Source organism: Staphylococcus sp. TE8 (assembly GCF_000692055.1).
Lineage (GTDB): Bacteria > Bacillota > Bacilli > Staphylococcales > Staphylococcaceae > Staphylococcus > Staphylococcus capitis.
Genome location: NZ_JMGB01000002.1, coordinates 227,722 through 251,392, shown reverse-complemented (window position 1 = coordinate 251,392; position 23,671 = coordinate 227,722). Strand labels below are relative to the sequence as shown.

Sequence of the window (23,671 nt, the reverse complement as noted above, 5' to 3'; positions counted from 1 at the left end):
GAGTGTTTAGTTCGTCTTCTGTATAGATGTCTTCACGCTCTAAATAGTGCTATTTATATGGTTTATTAATTCAAATTATTACTCTGTTTTATTAGCTTGGTTTAGTTCTAATTGATCTTTAAGTTTGGCTGCTTCTTTTTTAGCTTGTTTTCCATAATAAGAGTGTGCAAGATGCATTTGAACTATTAGGAATGCTGCACTGATACTCCAGTATAGACCAAGTGCTGAAGCGGAAGTTAAAGAAGCATATGTAATGAATATCGGCGAAACTACCATAATTACATAATATGTTTTTCTTTGATCTTTAGGGTAATGAATTGAATTGACTAATGGTTGAATAAAGTACATACTAGCTGCGATAATTGTCATAATTAAATTTGGTTCAGTTAAGTTAAACCACAAGAAATGAGGATACTTAGTGATTCCATCACTTGTTGGATATTTCAAACTCATGTATAACCCCATTAGTATTGGTATTTGAATAATTACCGGAAAGCATCCAATCATGTTTTTAAAAGGGTTAATTCCATATGATTTATATTTCTTCATTAATAATTGATTAGCCGCATTACGTTCTTCTTGAGTGTCAGCCTTTTTGATTTTCTCTCTAATCGCATCTAATTCTGGTTTTACCACATTCGTTTTCTCACGCATCATATGCATATTTTTCACTTGAATTACCATTAAAGGTAGTAATATAAATCGTACAATAAGAACAATAACAATAATAGCTAAACCATAATTGTCATTAAATAATCTGCCTAAAAAGTGAAGTAAGCTGTCCATTGGTTTAACAAATAAATTATAGAAAAAGCCTGTTTGATTCTCTTTTTTCGAGTAATCACAGCCGGCTAAAAATATTATTAAACTTAACAATATTAAAGCAAGTCGTTTGTGCATAGTCATCTTCCTTTTTATCTCTATCTCTAACAATATAATTGAATTTTAACAAAAAATTACGTACAAAGTATTTATATATATAAAAAATTGCACACTCTAAAAGTATCAAAATTGAAACTTTAGAATGTGCAATCATTCTTAAATGTAAAGATTAATTGCTTAAGTGTTAAAATCTGATATTTAACTTTTGGGATGACGTGTCAAAACATTAATGGCTAACCATATCATCATCATTAACAAGAAAAGGTAAACACTCGTTAACAGCCACTTCGCATGTGCAGGTAACCATGATAATACAAATGTCCAACTTACATTTCCTAATATAAACAAAGGAAGTAAATAAATAACAATACTCAATATGACAAATAATGTGATGATCAGGAGGAATGTTATAAATGGAACTTTCCTTTTATCATAGATTACACGTTGGTGTTTTAAGTGATTAAGTCGTATTAAACTCAGAAGTAAAAACATGAATGCCCCAAGACCGGTTATAATAGTTATCGTATGATTAAAACTTTTAGACTCATCAATTTTTTGTTCAATAGTTGTATAGTGATCATTATTTAAAATTTGTGAACTTAAGTTTTCAGCTAGATTTGCCACTTGAGATGAATTCATATTTCCTAACACGACAATTCCGTAAGATTTAGTAGGATTGAGTAAAATTTCTGACGAGAAATTATTAAGAGTACCTGGATGAGAAATAATGTGGCTGCTCGAATTAATAAACCAACCTGCAGCATAACCATCATCGTCTGATTGATTTTCAGTTTCTGAAATCTTTTGATGTGAGTGTTTGATTATAGAATTCATTTTAGATGAAGGTTTTAATTGTTGTTTAACCCAATTTTCTAAGTCTTTGGTGCTCGTCATCATAAAAGCTGATGGGGTATCACCAATATTAAATTCAGGTGTAGTCTTTATAGCTTCACCACTTACTAATTCATAGCCAGTAGCTTCGTTTTTACCTTTTTTACTTGTAGTTTTGAAACTAGTATGTCGCATGTGTAACGGCTCTAATATATGTTCTTTAATATATGATTGATAAGATTGATGTGAGACGTTTTGAATAATTAAACCTAGGATATCATAATTCATATTTGAATATTCGAAGCTGTCACCAGGCGCATTATTCAATTCTTTCCCTTTAGCATATTCAACGATATGTTTCAGACTATTATAATCTTCCGAATAATGATCCTCTTCAGTAATATCACTCGGTATGCCACTTGTATGTCCTAGCAATTGTTTAATAGTGATATCTTTTTTCTCATCGTTATATGTCATATAAAAGTCTGGAATGTACTTTGATACTTTATCATTTAAATTTAATTTACCTTCTTCAGCAATTTGAAGAATCCCATATCCAGTAAAAGCTTTCGTATTTGAAGCAATTTCAAATTTTGTTTGAGGGGTCACTTTCATTTTTTGATCCACATTGGCATAACCATAACCTTTGTTTAAAAAGACTTTATTATCTTTAACAATAAGCACGGAGACACCAGGTATCTTACCATTATTCATTGCTGAGTGAACGATATGATCGATTTGTTTCTGTGAATGATGGGTAAGCATACTCTCCGTTTTACTATGAGCGGTATAATGTTTTGTTAATATACCACTTAATATAAGAATCATCATGGCTACAATAGTGATGATAAAATGTTTCTTTTTCATTGCGCTTTCCTCAATTAATCTTGGTATTTACATTAGATTGTGTACAACCCAAATGCGATAAGTGTTTATTATTATACCAGCTTTCTTGAAAAATACTTCATAAAAAGACTCGTTACATTGCTATCAATCTTTTGTATAGTTAAAAAAATTTGTAAAATGCAACTAAAAATAAGTGTACTTTAACACTAATGGAGTAAATGATATATTAAAAGATGACTTGAAAACCTATACATTTTATAGAGATGGGAGTATAGTTTAGCCATTGATAAAGAGTTAAAGAGGTAAGCGTTATGTTTAATCAATTTAAAAGACTTTTAATCGGGCGTCCCAAGAAAAATAGAGACTTAAAGGATGAAAAAATTACTAAATTTAAAGGTTTAGCAATCCTGTCTTCCGATGCTTTATCATCTGTTGCCTATGGACCAGAGCAAATATTGATCACTTTATCAGTAATTGGTGCTGTTGCTTCATGGTATACTTTACCAATCGCTGGTGCAGTTCTTATCTTACTTGCAGCTTTAATCATGTCATACAGACAAGTTATATACGCATATCCTAAAGGTGGAGGTGCGTATATGGTTTCTAAAACGAACCTCGGTGAGAAATGGGGATTGCTCGCAGGTGGTTCACTATTAGTAGACTATATTCTAACCGTTGCAGTTAGTATTTCATCAGGTGCAGATGCGTTTGTCGCTGCTTTTCCAAGCTTATACCATTTTAAAGTTTTAATTGCTTGTTTATTAGTTTTGTTCATTTTAATTATGAATTTAAGAGGGCTTACAGAATCAGCCACTGTACTTTCTTATCCAGTCTATTTATTCATAATAGGATTAATTGTATTAATTATTGTAGGAACATATCGTGTTGCTATAGGAGACGTGCAACCACATATGCATTCAACTGTTGGCACTGCAGTACCGGGGGTAACATTATTCTTACTGTTAAAGGCTTTCTCTTCTGGAGCTTCTTCTTTAACAGGTGTGGAAGCTATTTCTAATGCTGTCACCAACTTTAAGGATCCTGCTCCGAAAAATGCAGTCAAAACATTAGTAACTATGGGGACTATTCTAGCAGTATTACTTGTAGGAATCGTGGGGCTCTCTTACGTTTATGGTGTAATGCCTCAAACAGAGACTACTGTGTTATCGCAACTGGCCTCAAAAATATTTGGTAATAACGTTGCATTCTATTTCGTTCAAGCAACAACAGTAATGATATTAGTATTAGCTGCCAATACTGGATTTACTGCATTTCCAATGTTGGCTGCATCAATGTCTAAAGATAAGTATATGCCACGTATGTTCATAGTTCGTGGTGATCGTTTAGGATATTCAAATTCAATTATTGTTTTAGGTGTCTTGGCGATTATATTAATTATTGTGTTTAACGGAATGACTGAAAATCTAATTCCATTATATGCTGTAGGTGTGTTTATTCCATTTACATTAGCACAATTTGGTATGGTCTTGAAGTGGGTAAAAGAACGTCCTAAAGGTTGGGGTATTAAACTATCATTTAACTTAGTGGGTGGAACAATTACTTTTATCGTATTTATGATTCTTCTAATCACTAAATTTACTCAAGTATGGCCAATATTATTCTTCTTACCATTTGTAGTATCTGTATTTATGAGAATTAATACGCATTATAAGAATATAGCTCAACAATTACGCTCAGATATCGATGTACATGACATTCCTGTTGTAGATCGTAATTTAGCTATTGTGCCAATACCTAGTATTACGACGGCGGTTGATAAGTCAATTTATTATGCTCAAATGTTAGCTGATAATGATGTTATCGCAGTCCATGTCACTTTTGGAGATGAAGATGATAAAGCATTAATGGAGAAATGGAAACGACACTTCCCAGATGTAAGATTAGTTATTTTACATTCAGAGTATAGAAGTATCATTCGTCCAATCTCAAGATTTATCGACAAAATTCGTAAAAAAGCGAATGATCAAAACTATTTAATCACAGTAGTTGTGCCTGAATTCATTCCCAAAAAACCATGGCACAATCTACTTCACAATCAAACAAGCTTCAGATTGAAAATGCATTTGATCTATCAAAAAAACGTTATATTATGTACCATTCCATTTAAATTAACTAAATAATGTGAGACAGTATGAGAGAACAAGTAACAATACTAAATAAGGCTCAGAAAGATTGATCACAATCTTCTTTCTGAGCCTTTTTATATACATAGCTATTTTAAAGTCATATTTTTGAAATGATACGCCTTATTCTTTTGATTCATGAGATAAAACAATTTCATTGTAATTAATATTTTCACGAATTTGTGTTGCAACATCATTCGTTATTTTATTACGTTGGATTAACTTATCCAGAATAGTTCTTTGTTTATATAAACCTTCTAATTTTAACTTTCTTAAATTTTCCGGAACAAGGTCATTTTTACTTTGTGTTTGGGATTTAGTGGATTTAAAGTCTTGGCGTGAACGACTACGTAACATACGTAATAATGAATAATACTGATTGATTACTAAACTTACCTCTAAAACATTCGAGCTATCTTGTTCCTCTCGTAATCTCAACACGATATGGTGATTAACGATTCGCAAGATTTTTTGAACTTGTTTGTAACTATCATGGAACTGCTGTTTTCTCAATTTTCGTTCTTCTTTTAATTCTTGTCTTGCATTTTTATATGCTTCACGCTGCTCACGAATTCTAGTTTTATTGTCACTTGTTGATTGGTGTGATTCTTTAAGTCTCGCATGCTCTTGTTTATGAACTAAACGTTCTTCTTTTTTACGATTTTTTCTAGCTTTAAAACGCAAGTAAATCATTTTAAAGAGTCGAGTAAATTTCTCTACAAACGTTTTCTCATTATAAGCTTGAGTAGCATCCATGACATTACGATAGTCTCGAACATTTGTAGCATCAATTTTCCCATTATCGATAAGCTTTTGTAACGTATTTGTTTCCACATCTTCTGCAATATCTTCTTATCGTCGCAACTCTTTTGTATTTTTACTATCAGGTTCAATATTTAATAGAAATCCCAATTCTTGAAAGTATTGGTTCATCACTTGTCTATAATCTATGGAAGGATTGGTTTTAGATTCATTTTTAAAATGATCTATCACATTCTGAACGATAAATATTTTCGCTTCTTGGTAACTCATGCCTTTGAAATGAGATACTTCTTCAGAAGGCGTGATGAGCGGTAAAATGACTTGAGCTAATATTAAGCTGATTAATACCATCAATGATGCAATAAATAATAAATCGTTGCGATATTCAAAACGATGTCCATTACTAATTACATGCGGCAAGGTCAATGCCATAGATAGTGAAATCGTTCCGTGAATCCCACACATTGTCATTATAAAAGCATAGTGTGCTCGATTGGGAGGTGTTTCTTCTTCATCTGAGTTATCCATGTAATATTGAATATTTTTCGGGAAATAAAAGTCTTTATACCATACAAATACCCAAATAAAACGAAATACATAAATAGCAAGCGCAATGAGTAGGGTAATCATAATTAAGAATTTAATATTTTCAGGTTCATCTTTAACAATTTCCATAACAACCTCAGGTACGATGAATCCAAGTACAACAAAGACAAAGCCATTCAGTGCATAACTAAACGTATTCCAAATTTGTGTAAAGTTCATTTGTAATTCTGTTTGTGCACGGATTAATCTATCACGTTCTAAACCATGAATTAAACCTGCTACTACTACAGCTATAATACCTGATGCATGCAATGTTTCAGCTATATAGTAAATAGCGAAGGGTGTCAATAATTGTATAAATGTTAATGTGTTATTATCTTTTAATCCTTTGTTCGCTGTAAGGTAGATACGTATTCTCACGACAATAATACCGAAGATGGCACCGACTAATATTCCGATGATTGTCGAAATAATAAATTGTTCGATAGCGTTAATTGCTGAAAATGCACCAGTGACAAGCGCAGTGACCGCAATTTTAAATGAAATGATACCTGCTGCGTCATTCAGCAATGATTCCCCTTCTAGAATAGACATTGATCCTTTAGGTAAAACTTTCCCATTTGTAATGGCTGATACGGCCACAGCATCAGTAGGACATAAAATCGCAGCTATCGCGAAAGCAGCTGGCATTGGTAAATCGGTCCAAATCCAATGTATAAAGTAACCGACGCCAATAACCGTTGTAAAAACTAAGGCCATTGCCATTAAAATGACGGGTTTACGGTATTCCAATAATTTAGAACGAGACACATGCGTTCCTTCAACAAATAATAATGGGGCAATAACGGCCATCATAAATACTTCTGAATCAAATTCGAAATGCATTGGAATAGGTAGAGTAAAGATGACAACACCTAAACCAATCTGAATAAATGCAGTTGGAATTTTAGGAAACATATTATGTAAGACAGAACTTACAATGACTGCAAATATAAAAATTAAAAAAGCTTCTAATAATTCCATATGATTCTCCTCTATAAATCAATAACATATATTTTACCATTTAAAAATGTAAATCACATATACACAACTTTTAGCAGAATTTAACTTTAATTTGTATTAATTATTACCCCAAAAAAAGAAAGCGGAACAAAAAGAATTGTTTATAATTCTTTCATAGTTCCGCCACTCAAAGAGTAATAATTGAAGACATCTTATATAAGCGCAAGAATAACAAATTATATTCTTTAAGATGTTTTTAAAGAGAACATTTATATGTTTTTAGTTTGCTTTTGATTGCTTAAATGTTGTTTTTCAGCTAATGCTTTGGCATTTGATTTATATTTTTTATAGTAGAAGAATAAGAATATGAACCAGATTGGCGAAATAAAGATTGCTGCACGTGTATCAGCACTAAAGAATAATAATATAAATACAAAGAAGAAGAAAGCTAATACGACAAACGCGACGCCTTGACCACCGAATAATTTAAATTTACTATTTCTATGTGCTTCAGGGTCCTTTCTAACATAAACTATATATGACACGATAATCATTGCCCAAACTACTAAAAAGAGTACAGTTGATAAAGTCGTAACATATATAAATAGTTTGATTGCATCTGGGAAGATAAAATTTAACAACGCTGCTACAAGTAAAGTAATCGATGACACGAACATTGAAAGGTAGGGCACGCCGTTAGAATTTGTTTTAGTTAATACTTTAGGTCCCAAACCTTGTTTAGCTAAACCAAACAAGATACGACTATTTGAGTAAATACCGCTATTTGTAGCTGAAGCGGCTGCAGTTAGGACAACAAAGTTCACTATACCAGCCGCAAAAGGTATGCCAATAATACTAAATAGCTTTACGAAAGGACTACTATCTGGGTCAATGTTATCCCATGGAATGACTGACATGATGACTAATAAACCACCGATGTAGAAGAGTAAAATTCTAATAGGAACATTATTAATGGCTTTAGGGATGGTCTTTTCAGGATCTTTCGTTTCACCAGCTGTTACACCGATAAGCTCAATACCAATAAAGGAATAGACTGCTATTTGAAATGACATTAAGAATCCGAAAGGACCATGTGGGAACATGCCTCCGTGCTTAACTAAATTGGTGAATGAAGCATGACCATAATGCGTTTTAAATGATAGGAAAATTAAAACCAACCCAACAATTACCATCGCTACAATAGTTACAACTTTAATAATTGAGAACCAAAATTCAAGTTCTCCAAATAAACGGGCGCCTAATAAATTAAATGAAATTAAAATCAGTACAATAAATAACACAGTTAACCAATGAGGGACCTGAGGGTACCAAAATGCGAAATATTGCCCCATGGCTGTTAAATCTGACATACTCGAAACGACCCAACAAATCCAATAAGTCCAACCTATTACGAATCCTCCAAAAGGTCCTAAATATTCATTTGCGATATCTACAAATGAATTAAATTTAGAGTTACTTAATAACAATTCTCCCAAAGCACGCATAAATGCGAATAAAATAATCCCAATAATCATATAAGTAAATAATAGTGACGGTCCAGTTAAAGAAATAGTTTGCCCAGAACCTAGAAATAATCCAGTTCCAATAGCACCGCCAATAGCAATTAATTGGATATGCCTATTATTTAACTCCCTATGCAATTGTCTAGCCATAGACTTCCTCCTCAGAAAAACAAATGTTTATGAAAGCGTTTTCTTTCGTCTAATATTATAGAAACAATTTTGATAAAGCAATGATTTACAGAAATATAAGTAAATACATTTATAAGAGTGTTTATGATAATAAATACTTATGATTTTTTAGAATAATCAAAAAATTAGATTGATATTATTTGTATCTATAAAAATTCAGTAAAGCTAAAAAATATACTTAATTATAATCTTATTTTTGTAAATAGCAAGTAATATTACTAAACTGATTAATTAACTTTAATTTCTGGATATGTAATAATAAAAATTATTGTAATCTAATGTAAGAAGGGTCAAATCATGAAAATAGGTACAATTTCAGATTTACATATTGATCGCCACCCAAAACTCAAACCGGAAAGCTATCTCAATATTTTGGCAGAGGTAGTTAATGAGAGGAAATTGGATATATTATTGATTGCCGGAGATATTTCTAATGATTATAAAATGAGTTATCAGTTTATTGTCCATTTAAAAGCCATGATACAAATTCCAACTTATTTTATACCTGGGAATCACGACTTGTGGTCCGATGGCTCGGATAAATCATCAACTGAGATTTTAGAATTTTATAAAACACAAGAAGAATGTTTAATAGGACGTCCATTGATTGTTAATGATGAGTGGGCCATCGTTGGTCATACAGGTTGGTATGATTATAGTTATGCAGATAAGCGATTTTCATTAGACAAAATTAAAAAAGGCAAACATTACGGGGCGACATGGCAAGATAAAGTAAGAATTGACTGGACTACGTCAGACCAACAGTTGTCAAAAGTGGCTGCCCAAATGGTAGATGAAGATATCAAGAACGTTGATGACCGTAATATTATTTTAATGACACATGTGGTTACACATCCACAATTTGTTGTACCTACACCACATCGAATTTTTGATTTTTTTAATGCATTTATTGGGACGCAAGATTTTGATTATATTTATGAGAAATATCCTATTAAATATAGTATTATGGGGCATGTTCATTTTCGAAAAGAACTAAGAGATAGTGATACAACTTACATGTGCCCATGTCTAGGTTATCAAAGACAATGGAGAACATTAGATTTAGCTAAAGAAATCAATCATGCGTTAATAGATTTCCATATTTAAAATTTAATTGTAATTAAAAAATATCTCGAGACAACAACGCTTTGTCTCGAGATTTTACTTTTTATTATGGTTGAACGAATACACACATTTGGCCTGGTGCGTTATAACTACATTCTAATTTTTGTTTTTTAATTCTGATTATCTGTTTTTGATTTGGAATGATTGAAGGTATGACAATTCCTTTAGTTAGTTGTGTCCACAAAGGATCAATATAATAGTAATAAGTATCATCATAACCTATTAATAATGTGACATGAATGTTCGATACAAGTCTAGTAGGTTTATTATCAAGACGGAACACGCGGTGAAAGGGTCTAGCACCTAAACTTGTATGATATATAATGACAGGTTGTCCTTGATCAATTATGCGTTCAAGTTGTTTTAAGCTAGAACCTGAACCATCTTTAACACGATTGTCATATTGCTTGAGGAAAGGAACGAATGCAGCAGGAAAGATGGTTTGGTGGTAACCTAACTTCACTAACAGTGGGTGGCCTACGTAACCTTTATATGGATTGTTAGGATGTTTAGGCCATTTGCTCATAATTTCCGTTGCTTTAATTGAATGATGATTAAATTGTAGTAACATTGCTGCAGATACGCCTTCACATCCCATAACCATAGGGATTGGAAATAATTGACTTATAGGTTTAACTGGTAAAATGGTTTTCTTCATAATTTCTTCCTCAACAAACTGGTATTCATTTAATATTTAATATTATATAACGTGCCATTCATTTAGTATATTAAAATGTTTGTTCTATTTGATGAGGTTATTATTTTGAAAATGGGTTATAAGATAATTGAGTAAAATTAAAATGGGGGAGATGAACATGGACTATAGAATAGAAAATCTTGAAAGCACAAAAGTCATAGGCGCTTATAGGCATTATAAAAGCGGAGGACACGCTCAAAGTAATATTCCGGATTTCTGGGAAGATGTGCATACTATGAAATTAGATGAACGATTATTGCAAAAAAGCGATAACCAATTGAACGGTTTGTTAGGTGTTTGTCTGCCTAAAGAAGATAGAACAATGGATTACGCTATAGGTGTGACAAGTACAGAAGATCCTCATGATGGTTTAGAGACATTCAACTTAGAAGGTGGAAAGTATTTAGTTGTCGAAGCTAAAGGACCTGTCCCTAAAAGTGTTCAGCAAACAATGAATGATATACATCATGAACTTATTCCTAGAGAAAATATTGAAATAAAACAAGCTCCATTCTTTGAGCTATACGGACCAGGTGATACACAAAGTGAATCTTACGTCACTGAGATATGGATGCCAATTCAATAATTATAATGAAACCTCACTTCTACATTTTGAAGTGAGGCTTTACTTTTTAATGAGATATAGTGTTTTTTGAATAAAGCTTAAAATAAATGAATTGTAGTAAAACTAGTAAGATAGCAGTAACACTAATTATAAGTAAGTAGGGAGTCATATCATGTTCACCATTTAAACCAACTAATGGCGAGATAATCCCTCCTAATATAAACTGGAACAAACCTAGCAAGCTAGAGGCATTACCACTACCTCCTGTTCGCTCTTCCATTGCCATTGAAAAGCCTAATGGCGCAATTGAAGTAACTGGCGAAATATTAATGAAAAATGCGATGAGTAATACATATAAAGGAAGATGTAAAGCTAACGTCGCAATAAGTAATATTACGCCTACAATTTGCACAATCGTTAAATAAATTAATAATTTTTGACGACTAATTTTTTCTACTAGTAGTGCAACAATTTGGCTAACTACGATTAATCCTACACCGTTAATAGCAAGCATCACGCTGAATTGAGGTGCACTCATGTGATAAATTTTTTGAGTAATAAAAGGAGATGCTGATGAATAACTAAATAACATCACATAGGTTAAACCTTGTAGCAACATAGGAATAACGAATGTCGGTTTTTTAAGTAAATACAAGAAATCTTTAAGTATATCTTTAAATTGAAGACGTGTTTGCATTGTTTGAGTATGGGCTGGCATTTTTAAGAAAATACCAATTAAAACTATAAAAGCGATAAGCGTTAAAAATGCAAATATCATTCTCCAGTTAGATATAGATAATACAAAACCGCCAAGCAAAGGTGCTAATATGGAAATAATACCGTTAACTACCATTAATGAGGCTAAAAATTTAGCTAATTCATTACCATGATATTTATCTCCAACAGACGCTTTAGCGATGACGATAGCACCGCCACTTGTTAAACCTTGTATCAATCGTAGAATTAAAAATACCGTTAAGTGACCGGTAAATATAGATAAAAAAGTGGCTACTAAATATATCATCATCAATATCGTGGCAATTCGTTTACGACCAAAGACATCTGAAATAGGTCCAAATAAGAATTGCCCAAGCGCGAGTCCTATCATTGCAAAGGATAGTGTCAATTGGATTTCTGAAGTTGTAGTTCCAAAATCATGTTGTACTTTAGGTAAAGAAGGTGTATATGTATCGATCGTAAGTGGACCGAATGCTGTCATGACACCTAAGATAATGATTAATATTATTGAAAAGTGCTTGGCACTTGAATGAGTCATAAATAATCTCCTTTGAACAAATTACAACATCAATTATATACGTTTTACATGTGTTTGTAAGTACTAAACTTAAATACTAATTTGTGTATACATAAAAAACTAGCAAAGTCGTTACCCTAAACGACCTTGCTAGGTTAGTATGATTAATTACTTTGTCCATCAGAGCTTGAACCGTTTAATATACTTTCTAATTTTGATTTAATGCTATCAAATTTAGTGTTGATATCTTCAAGCATACTATTAATTTTACTTTGATTTTCATTGTTTTGTTGTGCGTTATTAGCATTTTTTAATTTATCAAGTTGTTTTTGATAAAATTGTGTGAATTTAGAATCAGCATTATTTTCTTCTTTTTGTTTTAATTTATCAATTTCATTTTGTAATTTGCTAATTTGAGATTCACTATTTTTATTATTTTTAATATCACTTTTCGCCGAGTCAACTTGTTTGTTGATATCATCATTTTGACTTTCAACTTGTTTTTTATAATTTTGAGACACATTAGGATCATTATTTACTTTATCATCATTGTGATTCATGATGGCACGGGTAACAAAAATGGCTACTATAATAAGTAAAATAACTATGATAGCAATAAGCCATTTTTTAGTTCGACCTGATTTTTCATTTTCCTCTTCAAGTTGTTGTTCACGACGATAATCACGACCATTATAGTAACGTTCTGGTTCATCATCAAATTCTCGTTGATTAGAACGTTGACCGTTCATTTTATTTGGAGATTGAGCTCGATTTCGAAATTCGTCTTCTTCAGCTCGACGTCGGTGGTTTTGATATTGATTATCGTATTTGTATGAATCTCTATACTTATCTGTTCTTTTCATAATGTCACCTCATTGTAATGGTAAACTTCAATTTTATGGTTTTAATTTCAAATTCAATTTGATGAGACGGGCGATATTTGTTGCAGTTCTTTGCATGAATTGTGGTCCATTTTCAAGGGTGGTCTTTAAATCAGAAGGATACTCAGTAATGCTAAAGACAGTGTCAATGCCGTGGCGGTAAACTTCTTGATACTGATCACCGAGGCTACCACAAATTGCAATAACCGGGATGTCATATGCCTTTGCAACTTTCGCAACGCCTATGGGTGTTTTACCATAAATCGTTTGCTTATCCATTTTACCTTCCCCTGTAATAACAATTTGAGCATCTTTCACTCTCTCTTGAAAACGTGTTTCATCTAGAACTACATCTATACCTGCTTGCAAATTAGCATCAAGAAAAGCTAGTAAAGCAGTACCCATGCCACCAGCTGCGCCTGCACCCGGTATATCTTTGACAGACTTTTGTAATTCTTCTTTAATTTTATCATGATAGTGACTTAATGCGGAATCCAACTTTGGTATCATCTTTTCAGTAGCGCCTTTTTGAGGTCCATATATTACAGTAGCGCCTTGGTCACCCAATAATGGGTTTGTAACGTCACAAGCTACTTTAATTTCAACGTTTTGTAGCAAAGGATTGAGATGAGAGGTGTCAATCTTATCAATTGTGTTTAACGCTGCTCCACCAGGTTTAATTTCATTATGCTCAACATCTTTAAAAGAAACTCCTAATGCTTGCAACATACCCACGCCACCGTCATTGGTCGCGCTTCCTCCTATCCCTAAAATGATTTTCTTTACACCATGTTTAAGTGCTTCATTAATGAGTTGTCCAGTTCCATAGGAGGAAGTTTGAAGTGGATTTCTCTCCTCATGGGTTAATAAATGAAGGCCAGATGCCTCAGCCATTTCTATAATAGCTGTTTCATATTGATCACTTCTTGCATAACTTGCATCAATATTTCTAAAGAGAGGGTCTTTAACTTGAACGGTATAGGAAGTCGCCTTTAAAGCTTCTTTCAAAGCTTCAGTTGTTCCTTCCCCACCATCCGCCATAGGTATAAGGTCGTAAGTAACTTGATCATTAAACACTTCTTGAAAGCCATTTTGAATTGCAGTAGCTGCCTCTTTCGCTGTCATACTCTCTTTAAACGAATCTGGGGCAATAACTATTTTAAATTGTGACACGCAATCACTTCCTATTATTATGTTTTATTGCTATTTTTTTTAAAATAAACTTCAACTAAAGTCACACTTATCATTATCTTTTGGAAAGGGATAGTCATTTATATGTTTTTAAGTCTATAATAAAATTAAATAAATTAAGCTTACGATAAAACATCATGAACATGCAGAGAGGACATCTTATGAAACAACTTAAACAACACGAACAATTATGTTGGTATATAGGTATTATATTATTTTATTTCATTATGGCTATTCTAACACCATTATCTTTTGTTGACTGGCATTGGTATTTAAATTCACACATAAGTTCACTTGGGCAAGATTTAATGAAAACGAATGCAAGATATCTCGGGAATTTTTTAGAGATTCTCGCGATGCATAGCGCTATTTTCAAATATTTAAGTTATACTGCTTTATCGTGTTTAATGATTTACTTTTGTTCAATGATAGTGAATGTAAATAAAAAGTTTATATATATTTTGATATGTTTTACATTTTTAATAATGATTCCAAGTGGAGTTTATAGTGAAACTTATGGATGGATAGCAGGATTCTACAATTATATTCCTTCATCAATAATCTCATTATTCATCTTATATACTATCATTTATATTCTTTATGGAGATGAAGAGGCTAGTATTAATCATCTTTGGCTGTTTCTCACAGCTTGTTTGTTTGGGCAGTTATTTATTGAAAATATCACTATATACAATAGTCTTATCATTTTAATTGGTGCTAGTATATATGCCATCCAACATAAAAAGCTAAACTACTATTTAATTGTGGGCTTTATGCTAAGTTGCATTGGCGCAATCATTATGTTTTTAAATCCTATTTACTTTAAAATCATCGATGGTAAAACAATCTACCATTCTATTTCAGATAAAGTAGGCATTATACATAAAATAGGAACGACTTTATTAATGGACTTTCCTAAGTATATATTTCTTAATCAATATTTAATACTCGTAGTTATTTCGGTAATCATTACAATACTTTTGGTTCGTAATACAATTTTTGTAAACCAACATGTTGTTATTAAATTTGCAATTATGTATGGTTTGTACAGTTTACCGTTTTATAAATTACTCATCTATGATCAATTCCATTTTGAAATATATACAAAATCATTTTCAATAGCTTTATTAAACTTCTTGATTTGTGCAGTTTTCTTTGCGGTCTTAATATATAGTACAGTCATATTAATATCAGAAAAATATTTAAGAGCCATCGCTTTAGGATGTTTAATTTCAATCGTGTTATCGACGCTACCATTATTGGTTGTGGCTCCAATAGGAAATAGAAACTTTTATTTCATATACGTGCTGTGGTTAATATTTTTACTTAGTTTTGTAAAGCAATTTGATGGAAATATCAATAAAGTAACGACTATCGTTAAGGCAATTGCATGTGCTCATAGTTTGATATTAGTAATAGGATTTAGCTTGATTTATCAAAGTAGTGTCAATAGAATTGAAAATGTTGAAGAACAATTAAAAAATGGTAAGCGTCATCAAAGTATTATATTAGAGAGATTACCTTTCGAAAAATATACGCATTTAACAACACCGTCAACGAAGACGGATTTCAATGACTTTAAAGCATATTATGATTTGCCAAAAGATCTAAAGTTTAAAGTAGTACCATTTGGTTATGATGGAGAATAATTAAAGGAGATAGAGAATGAGATTAACCCAGACACATTTTGAAATTATCAAATTTGTAATAGTGGGTGGAATCAATACTTTAAATTACTATATTGTATATTTATTACTTCTAAAGTTATTAGGTGTTAATTACTTGGTCAGTCATATCACAGGATTTATTGTGAGTTTCATCATTTCTTATTACTTAAATTGTTATTTTGTTTATAGGGTAAAACCAACGCTAAAAAAGTTTTTAAGTTTTCCACTTACACAGGTGGTTAATATGGGAATGCAAACATTACTTTTATACATATTTGTGCAGTGGTTTCATTTCCCTTCAGAGATAGTCCCATTTGTAGGATTAATTATTACGATACCGGTAACATTTATTTTGTCTAAGTGGATCTTACGAGATTAATTGAGTTTAGATAAAGCAACCGACTAAGTACGTTGTACTGAGTGGGTTTTTTTTTAAAAAGAGATTTGAGATTGTGATTAAATTTGAATAAATATAAATTATAAATTAGGCAAATCTAAAAATTTCATTAGTTTATTTTCATAAAAAATATAGAAATAAAAAAACGTTGTAATACCTCAGTTATTGTTTCATACTAAAGTTATTAAAGCATATTAAGGTGGTAAATAAGCATGTCTCAAAGTGAAAATTTGAAGATTGCTCAACGTGGTGCCTATCTTAGTTTAGTCGTGTATATTATTCTTTCAATAGCCAAATATGTTACTGGATATATATACCAATCTGCAGCGGTTCGAGCAGATGCGTTAAATAATATGACAGATATTATCGTCTCAATTGCAGTTATTGTCGGACTAAAAATTTCTATTAAACCTGCAGATAAAAATCATCCATACGGTCATTTAAAATCTGAGAATATTTCGACATTACTTGTATCTTTTATTATTATGTTTGTCGGGATACAGGTTGTAACGGAAAATGCACCAAGACTTATTACACAAGATAGACATGTACCTAATGTAATTACAATTATTGTCAGTGTAGTCAGTGGTGTGATTATGTTAGGTGTATTTTATGTTAATCATAGACTCGCTAAAAAAACTAATAGCAGTTCGTTACGATCTGCAGCAAAAGATAACTTATCCGATAGTTTAGTCAGTATCGGTACAGCTATAGGTCTTATATTCACGCAAATTGGATTTCCAATTGTAGATATTATTTTAGCGACACTTCTAGGTTTATTAATAATTTATACCGGGTTTGGGATTTTTAAAGAGTCAATCTTTACTTTAAGTGACGGATTTAATGAAAGAGATCTAGAAGACTATCGTAATGATATATTAGAAGTAAAAGATGTTATCGACGTTAATAATATTAAAGGGCGTTATCATGGAAGTAGTATTTTTCTTGATGTAACTATCGTCGTGAAACCGAATCTGTCATTGTATGAAGCTCATCAAATTTGTGATAGAGTAGAGCATCATTTACATGAAAAAGGTATTTCTTCAGTATATGTTCATCCCGAACCTTATAATCAAGAAGATAATAGTAAAACGATTAAAGAGTAAAAACATAATTAGAGTGAGAAAATAATTTAAAATAAACCCCTAAATGAATTGAATTTAAAAAGTTCATTTAGGGGTTTTGGCTATATTAATACGTAGAGAGATGTTTAATTATTAAGATAATAGTTGAAATATAGCTTTAGTTAATAGTAGATCGTATCTTAAACAATCATTATATTTTTATAGGTTTAACCTAATTATATATTACCAATACCCGTTAGCTTCGCGGAAAGAAATAGCATCATCTATAGAACCATAACGTTCTTTGGCATAATTAATCATGCCTTTAGTTTGAGTAGCGACTGAACCATATCCCCATGATTGATTAGTTTGACCTAATCCATGATATTGTCCATTAGATGCATTTGGGTCTCCGCCTGATTCAGGAAGTACGATTTTTTCCCAAAGTGCTTTTGTACCTCCAGCTTTTATGAATTCTTGATATACTTCGCTTGTTGACTCACTACTTGCATTTGAGCTATGGCTAGATGATGTTTGAGTAGCTGTAGAATTATAATTTTGATTAGTATTTTCAGCAGCATGTGCATTACCGGCTTCTAAACCTGTAGCGCCTATTGAAACTGTAGCTAGAATTGCTAGTATTGATTTTTTCATAATTAATAACTCCTTTTACTAGAATCTGTCTGAAAATGCAGTTCATGATGCAAATATCACAGATCTATTTTGATTTGTGTCTTTCTAAAGTTGTAAATACACTATATCATCGCAATTGTTTTCATAGGTTACATCAAAGTAAAAATACAAAGTCAGATATTTTATTCATAAAACAAACATTTCAATATATCAATGTCTTGTGACAATATATTACGAAAATAGCCATACAATTACTTGGGAAAATAAGTTTTAACGGTCTATAATAATAGTAGTGAGAGAGAAAAATGAGGTCAGTTATTCATGTAATCATTAAGTCATGTTAGCAATCTCATTGTTATATTTACGCTCATGTTTTGAGATTGTGTAGTGGTTGATTACGTAATTTTAAATTAGGAAGGTGTTTTTTTATGCCAAAATTAATATTATGTCGTCACGGACAAAGTGAATGGAATGCTAAAAACTTATTTACCGGTTGGGCAGATGTGAAGTTGTCTGAACAAGGAATTGAAGAAGCTAAAACTGCAGGTGAAAAAGTAGCAGATAATAAATTAGAAATTGATGTTGCCTATACATCGTTATTAACTAGAGCTTTAGAAACAACACAATATATTTTAGCAGGTTCTAATCAACAGTGGATTCCAGTGCATAAAAGTTGGCGATTAAATGAACGTCACTATGGTGGATTACAAGGTTTAAATAAAGATGATGCACGTGAAAAATGGGGAGAAGAACAAGTTCATCAATGGAGACGTTCTTATGATGTGCAACCACCAGCAGAAAGTGAAGAACAACGTGAAGAATATTTAAACAATCGTAGATATAGACATTTAGATAAAAGAATGATGCCATATTCTGAAAGTTTAAAGGATACATTAGATCGCGTTGTGCCTATTTGGACTGATCGAATTTCACAACATCTATTAGATGGTGAAACTGTACTTGTGTCTGCACATGGTAACTCCATTAGAGCATTAATTAAATACCTTGAAAATTTATCTAGTGAAGAGATTGTTGGTTATGAAATAAAAACAGGTGCGCCACTTGTTTATGAATTAACTGATGATTTGGAAGTGAAAGATAAATACTATTTATAATAAACCAGAATAGAGTAAGCCATTAAATGATAAGTTTAAATCATTTAATGGCTTTTATTATGTGAAGTTATAAGTTGAAAGAATAATAAGGAAATTGTCTGGGAAATATGTCTTACTCATTTCGGGTAAATGATTAACATATCAAATTAAATATAAGTGTTAGAATTTAAAAGATTTTATTTTGCTCTTTTATGTTGTTTTATTATTTTCAGAGCACGTTTTCTTGTTTTTATATTCGGGCTATTCAAATTGCGTCTAGCAGTTTGTAAATCTAATTTCATTTTATCTTCCTCCTTGTGTATCTATATTATGGAAGAAAATAATGCTTTTGTAAATAGTAATTATTACGATTTAACAGAAATACATAAGTCGTAGTATTTTTTTAGAAACAAAAGTGAGCCAACTAAATGATTAACTTATTCAAAATATGTATAATAGGCAAATATCTGTTTGATGTTATAAAAGGGGGGAAGGTCATGTCTTTAAAAACAAAGTTAGTCATGATTATCACTATGTTACTTGGTGGATTTTTTGGTTTGTTAAATGAGACATTATTAACAACAGCTTTACCAAGTATAATGAAAGATTTTCACATTCAGTATTCTCAAGTTCAATGGTTAACAACAGCGTTTTTACTTACCAATGGAGTGGTTATTCCATTATCAGCATTAGTTATACAACGATTTACTACAAGACAAGTTTTCCTAACAGGAATTTTAATCTTCTTTGTAGGTACAATTGTTGGAGGTTTTAGTCCCAATTTTACAACGTTATTATTTGCAAGAATTGTTCAAGCTTTAGGTTCAGGTATTATGATGCCTTTAATGATGACGTCGATTCTAGATATCTTTGAACCTCATGAACGCGGTAAATATATGGGATTCTTCGGACTTGTGATCGGTTTAGCACCTGCGATTGGTCCGACATTATCTGGTTATTTAGTTGAATATTTTAATTGGAGATCTTTATTCCATGTTGTTGCACCGATAGCAGCAATCACGTTTATTATCGCCTTATTCACTGTTAAGAATGTAGGACAAAATATTAAAGTTCCCATTGATGTAATCTCAATTATATTATCTATATTAGGATTCGGTGGTTTACTTTATGGTACGAGCTCCATTTCACATGATGGTTGGGACGATCCAATAGTCTTGTCTACGATTATCGGCGGTATTATTTTAGTGGTGTTATTCATTTGGAGACAATCACGCTTGAATACGCCTTTACTCAATTTTGGTGTCTTTAAAAATAAACAATTTGCAATTGGTTTACTTATTATGGCAGTAACAATGATTTCTATGATCGGTTCAGAAACAGTATTACCAATGTTTGTTCAAAATTTATTAAATAAGCCCGCATTAGACTCAGGACTCATTTTATTACCTGGCGCAATCGTGATGGCTATCATGTCAATGACTTCAGGAGCAATGTATGAAAAGTTTGGTGCTAAGCCTTTAGCTATCATCGGAATGTTAATTGTAATCATAACAACTTCGTATTTTGTGGTGATGGATGAACATACCTCAACAGTAATGTTAGCTACAGTTTACGCGATTCGTATGATTGGTATAGCATTAGGATTAATGCCAGTAATGACACATACCATGAACCAATTAACTCCTGAAATGAATGCGCATGGCTCGTCTATGACTAACACCGTACAACAAGTGGCAGGTTCAATTGGAACAGCTGGATTAATTACTATTTTAAGTCAAGCGAGTCAACATTTTTCACCTAAAATGAGTGATTATAAAGGTATGAATAAACAAGAAATGGTCAGTCAAATTAAAATAGATACGATGTTGCATGGCTATCATGCAGGATTTTTATTTGCAGTGATAATTACGGTGATCAGTTTCTTATGCACATTTATGCTTAAAAAACGTACTAAAAAAGAAAAAGAACAAACATCATGAACGGTATAAAAAATATATTAGAACTTTCTGAACACTTGATATAAGGGAACTTCTTATTGACTATTACACTCTAAAGGGATAAAATATTTTTATTCCGATTAGAATAATAAGATTAAGGAGTTTAACTAAATGAAGAGACTTTTATTTTGCATTATCGCTTTAGTATTTGTATTGGCAGCATGTGGTAATAACGATTCATCAAGTGATAAAGATAGCAAATCAAGTAATAAAGATGATAATACATTACGAGTAGGTACTGAAGGTACTTACGCACCATTCACTTTCCACAATAAACAAGATAAATTAACTGGTTACGATATTGATGTTATTAAAGCTGTAGCGAAAGCAGAAAACCTCAAATTAAAATTCAATGAAACATCATGGGATTCTATGTTTGCAGGTTTAGATGCAGGGCGCTTTGATGTCATTGCAAACCAAGTTGGTATTAATAAAGATAGAGAGAAGAAATATAAATTCTCTAATCCTTACACTTATTCAAGCGCAGTATTAGTTGTACGTGATAATGAGAAAAATATTAAATCATTTAATGATGTTAAAGGTAAAAAATTAGCACAAACATTCACTTCTAACTACGGTAAATTAGCAAAAGATAAAGGTGCCGACATCACTAAAGTTGATGGTTTCAACCAATCAATGGATTTATTACTATCTAAACGTGTGGATGCTACGTTTAATGATAGTTTATCTTATTTAGATTATAAGAAACAAAAACCTAATGCTAAGATCAAAGCTATTAAAGGTAACGCTGAACAAAATAAATCAGCTTTCGCATTTTCTAAGAAAGTAGATGATAAAACAATTAAAAAATTCAATGATGGTCTTAAGAAAATCAGAGATAATGGTGAATTAGCTAAAATAGGTAAGAAATGGTTTGGTCAAGATGTTTCTAAGTCTAAATAATGAACAGCAACACGCTTTAGATGCAGCTAAGCAAGCATTTGGTCCAATGTTAGAGGGATTGGTGAAATATTCAATCCCTATTACTATAGTTACATTTATTCTAGGCCTTGTTATTGCTTTGTTTACTGCATTAATGCGTATTTCAACAAGTAAAATTTTAAGAGGCATAGCACGCGTATATGTATCAATTATTCGTGGAACACCGATGATTGTTCAATTATTTATTATATTTTATGGTATTCCAGAATTAGGAAGACTCATTACGAATGATGCGGATAATCAATGGACTTTAGCACCGGTTGTAGCTGCTATTATAGGTTTATCATTCAACGTGGGAGCGTATGCATCTGAAATTATTCGTGGTGGTATTATTTCAATTCCTAAAGGGCAAACTGAAGCGGCGTATTCAATCGGAATGAATTATCACCAAACAGTTCAACGAATTATATTACCTCAAGCAATACGTGTTTCCATACCAGCATTAGGTAATACATTTTTAGGATTAATTAAAGATACTTCACTATTAGGTTTCATTCTTGTGGCTGAAATGTTCAGAAAAGCACAAGAAGTTGCGTCTACTTCATACGAATATTTAACTATTTATATTTTAGTAGCAATTATGTACTGGGTTGTATGCTTTATCATCTCAATTATTCAAGGATGGTATGAATCACGCATTGAAAGAGGGTATCGCTCATGATTGAATTAAAAAATATCCATAAGTCTTTTAATGAAACCGAAGTGATTAAAGGCATTGATTTAACTGTAGATAAAGGTGAAGTTGTAACTTTAATAGGGCGTTCAGGTTCTGGTAAGACAACGTTACTTCGTATGATGAATGCTTTAGAGATTCCAACAGATGGTACAGTCTATGTTAATGGTAAAACTTATACTGAAAAGGATAAAAAATCTCAAATCGAAGTGCGCAAACAGTCTGGAATGGTCTTCCAAAATTATAATTTATTCCCACATAAATCTGCTTTAGAAAATGTGATGGAAGGACTTGTTACGGTTAAGAAAATGAAAAAGTCTGAAGCCGAACGTAAATCAATGGAATTATTAGAAAAAGTTGGACTTGATCACGTGAAAGACCAACGTCCTCATGCTTTATCAGGTGGACAACAACAACGTGTTGCCATTGCTCGAGCATTAGCAATGAATCCTAAGGTCATGCTATTTGATGAACCTACATCAGCACTTGATCCAGAATTAGTTAATGATGTTTTGAAGGTGATTAAAGAACTCGCTGATGAAGGTATGACGATGGTCATTGTGACGCATGAAATGCGATTTGCTAGGGAAGTCTCAAATCATACAGTTTTTATTCATGAAGGTAAAATTGCTGAGCAAGGCTCGCCAGACGAAATGTTTAATCAACCTCAAACTGAGGAATTAAAACGCTTTTTAAATGTAATTAAATAAGTTTGATATATGCTATGCTGACGGTTATTTGACGTTTGCATAGCTTTTTTATGTTAAAATAATTATAAATTAATTTTCACAAAGAAGATTTGAG

20 protein-coding genes and 1 pseudogene are annotated in these 23,671 nt (G+C 31.9%); 11 read left to right on the top strand and 10 right to left on the bottom strand.

Going from position 1 to position 23,671, the window contains the following annotated elements; all coding sequences use genetic code 11:
• Positions 1-78: 78 nt before the first annotated feature.
• Positions 79-900, bottom strand: coding sequence for a membrane protein insertase YidC (yidC, locus tag CM54_RS07640; protein WP_002432847.1), 822 nt, complete (start codon positions 898-900; stop codon positions 79-81).
• 180 nt (positions 901-1,080) lie between these two features.
• Positions 1,081-2,580, bottom strand: a complete 1,500-nt coding sequence (locus CM54_RS07635; RefSeq protein ID WP_037550338.1) for a serine hydrolase FLP — start codon at positions 2,578-2,580, stop codon at positions 1,081-1,083.
• Positions 2,581-2,870: 290 nt separating this feature from the next.
• Here CM54_RS07635 and CM54_RS07630 point away from each other — a divergent pair, with 290 nt between their 5' ends.
• The gene (locus CM54_RS07630; RefSeq protein WP_002432693.1) at positions 2,871-4,700 is read left to right on the top strand and encodes an APC family permease; all 1,830 of its coding nucleotides are present in this window, start codon (positions 2,871-2,873) and stop codon (positions 4,698-4,700) included.
• Between the two features lie 126 nt (positions 4,701-4,826).
• Here the strand turns inward: CM54_RS07630 and CM54_RS07625 are convergent.
• Positions 4,827-7,034, bottom strand: a pseudogene (locus CM54_RS07625) (cation:proton antiporter domain-containing protein).
• A gap of 248 nt (positions 7,035-7,282) precedes the next feature.
• Positions 7,283-8,686, bottom strand: coding sequence for an amino acid permease (locus tag CM54_RS07620; protein WP_002432511.1), 1,404 nt, complete (start codon positions 8,684-8,686; stop codon positions 7,283-7,285).
• Positions 8,687-9,022: 336 nt separating this feature from the next.
• Between CM54_RS07620 and CM54_RS07615 the strand changes: the two genes are divergently transcribed.
• Positions 9,023-9,832: a metallophosphoesterase gene (locus CM54_RS07615; protein WP_037550335.1), complete on the top strand. Its 810-nt coding sequence runs from the start codon at positions 9,023-9,025 to the stop codon at positions 9,830-9,832.
• Between the two features lie 64 nt (positions 9,833-9,896).
• On the opposite strand, the gene CM54_RS07610 is transcribed toward CM54_RS07615, so the two are convergent.
• Positions 9,897-10,508, bottom strand: coding sequence for a C39 family peptidase (locus tag CM54_RS07610; protein WP_037550332.1), 612 nt, complete (start codon positions 10,506-10,508; stop codon positions 9,897-9,899).
• A 157-nt stretch (positions 10,509-10,665) separates the two neighbouring features.
• On the opposite strand from CM54_RS07610, the gene CM54_RS07605 reads away from it, so the two are divergent.
• On the top strand, positions 10,666-11,133 hold the full coding sequence (locus CM54_RS07605; RefSeq protein ID WP_016898598.1) for a GyrI-like domain-containing protein: 468 nt from the start codon (positions 10,666-10,668) through the stop codon (positions 11,131-11,133).
• A gap of 46 nt (positions 11,134-11,179) precedes the next feature.
• Here the strand turns inward: CM54_RS07605 and CM54_RS07600 are convergent, their stop codons facing one another.
• The 3 genes from CM54_RS07600 to CM54_RS07590 form a co-directional block, all read right to left on the bottom strand.
• On the bottom strand, positions 11,180-12,388 hold the full coding sequence (locus tag CM54_RS07600; protein ID WP_037550329.1) for a multidrug effflux MFS transporter: 1,209 nt from the start codon (positions 12,386-12,388) through the stop codon (positions 11,180-11,182).
• Positions 12,389-12,531: 143 nt separating this feature from the next.
• The gene (locus CM54_RS07595) at positions 12,532-13,230 is read right to left on the bottom strand and encodes a hypothetical protein (RefSeq protein WP_030063335.1); all 699 of its coding nucleotides are present in this window, start codon (positions 13,228-13,230) and stop codon (positions 12,532-12,534) included.
• Positions 13,231-13,263: 33 nt separating this feature from the next.
• Positions 13,264-14,421 carry a glycerate kinase gene (locus CM54_RS07590; protein ID WP_002453937.1) on the bottom strand — a complete coding sequence of 386 codons (1,158 nt, stop codon included), beginning with the start codon at positions 14,419-14,421 and terminating at the stop codon, positions 13,264-13,266.
• A gap of 179 nt (positions 14,422-14,600) precedes the next feature.
• Here CM54_RS07590 and CM54_RS07585 point away from each other — a divergent pair, with 179 nt between their 5' ends.
• The 3 genes from CM54_RS07585 to CM54_RS07575 all read left to right on the top strand — a co-directional run bounded on the left by CM54_RS07585 (position 14,601) and on the right by CM54_RS07575 (position 17,609).
• On the top strand, positions 14,601-16,088 hold the full coding sequence (locus tag CM54_RS07585) for a DUF6056 family protein (protein WP_037550325.1): 1,488 nt from the start codon (positions 14,601-14,603) through the stop codon (positions 16,086-16,088).
• A 16-nt stretch (positions 16,089-16,104) separates the two neighbouring features.
• On the top strand, positions 16,105-16,485 hold the full coding sequence (locus tag CM54_RS07580) for a GtrA family protein (protein ID WP_037550322.1): 381 nt from the start codon (positions 16,105-16,107) through the stop codon (positions 16,483-16,485).
• A gap of 230 nt (positions 16,486-16,715) precedes the next feature.
• The gene (locus CM54_RS07575; RefSeq protein WP_037550320.1) at positions 16,716-17,609 is read left to right on the top strand and encodes a cation diffusion facilitator family transporter; all 894 of its coding nucleotides are present in this window, start codon (positions 16,716-16,718) and stop codon (positions 17,607-17,609) included.
• A gap of 201 nt (positions 17,610-17,810) precedes the next feature.
• On the opposite strand, the gene CM54_RS07570 is transcribed toward CM54_RS07575, so the two are convergent.
• Positions 17,811-18,221, bottom strand: a complete 411-nt coding sequence (locus CM54_RS07570) for a hypothetical protein (protein WP_002432800.1) — start codon at positions 18,219-18,221, stop codon at positions 17,811-17,813.
• 407 nt (positions 18,222-18,628) lie between these two features.
• Here CM54_RS07570 and CM54_RS07565 point away from each other — a divergent pair, with 407 nt between their 5' ends.
• Positions 18,629-19,315, top strand: a complete 687-nt coding sequence (locus CM54_RS07565) for a 2,3-diphosphoglycerate-dependent phosphoglycerate mutase (protein WP_002432310.1) — start codon at positions 18,629-18,631, stop codon at positions 19,313-19,315.
• A gap of 176 nt (positions 19,316-19,491) precedes the next feature.
• On the opposite strand, the gene CM54_RS12575 is transcribed toward CM54_RS07565, so the two are convergent.
• Positions 19,492-19,596 carry a putative metal homeostasis protein gene (locus tag CM54_RS12575; protein WP_000762708.1) on the bottom strand — a complete coding sequence of 35 codons (105 nt, stop codon included), beginning with the start codon at positions 19,594-19,596 and terminating at the stop codon, positions 19,492-19,494.
• A gap of 195 nt (positions 19,597-19,791) precedes the next feature.
• On the opposite strand from CM54_RS12575, the gene CM54_RS07560 reads away from it, so the two are divergent.
• The 4 genes from CM54_RS07560 (at position 19,792) to CM54_RS07545 (ending at position 23,577) form a co-directional block, all read left to right on the top strand.
• Positions 19,792-21,234, top strand: coding sequence for an MDR family MFS transporter (locus CM54_RS07560; protein WP_037550317.1), 1,443 nt, complete (start codon positions 19,792-19,794; stop codon positions 21,232-21,234).
• 129 nt (positions 21,235-21,363) lie between these two features.
• Complete coding sequence (locus CM54_RS07555; protein WP_037550313.1) at positions 21,364-22,155, top strand: transporter substrate-binding domain-containing protein; 792 nt, start codon at positions 21,364-21,366, stop codon at positions 22,153-22,155.
• Positions 22,136-22,855, top strand: coding sequence for an amino acid ABC transporter permease (locus CM54_RS07550; protein ID WP_037550310.1), 720 nt, complete (start codon positions 22,136-22,138; stop codon positions 22,853-22,855). The genes CM54_RS07555 and CM54_RS07550 overlap by 20 nt, the downstream gene beginning before the upstream one ends.
• Positions 22,852-23,577 carry an amino acid ABC transporter ATP-binding protein gene (locus CM54_RS07545; protein ID WP_023351196.1) on the top strand — a complete coding sequence of 242 codons (726 nt, stop codon included), beginning with the start codon at positions 22,852-22,854 and terminating at the stop codon, positions 23,575-23,577. The genes CM54_RS07550 and CM54_RS07545 overlap by 4 nt, the downstream gene beginning before the upstream one ends.
• Positions 23,578-23,671 lie beyond the last annotated feature (94 nt).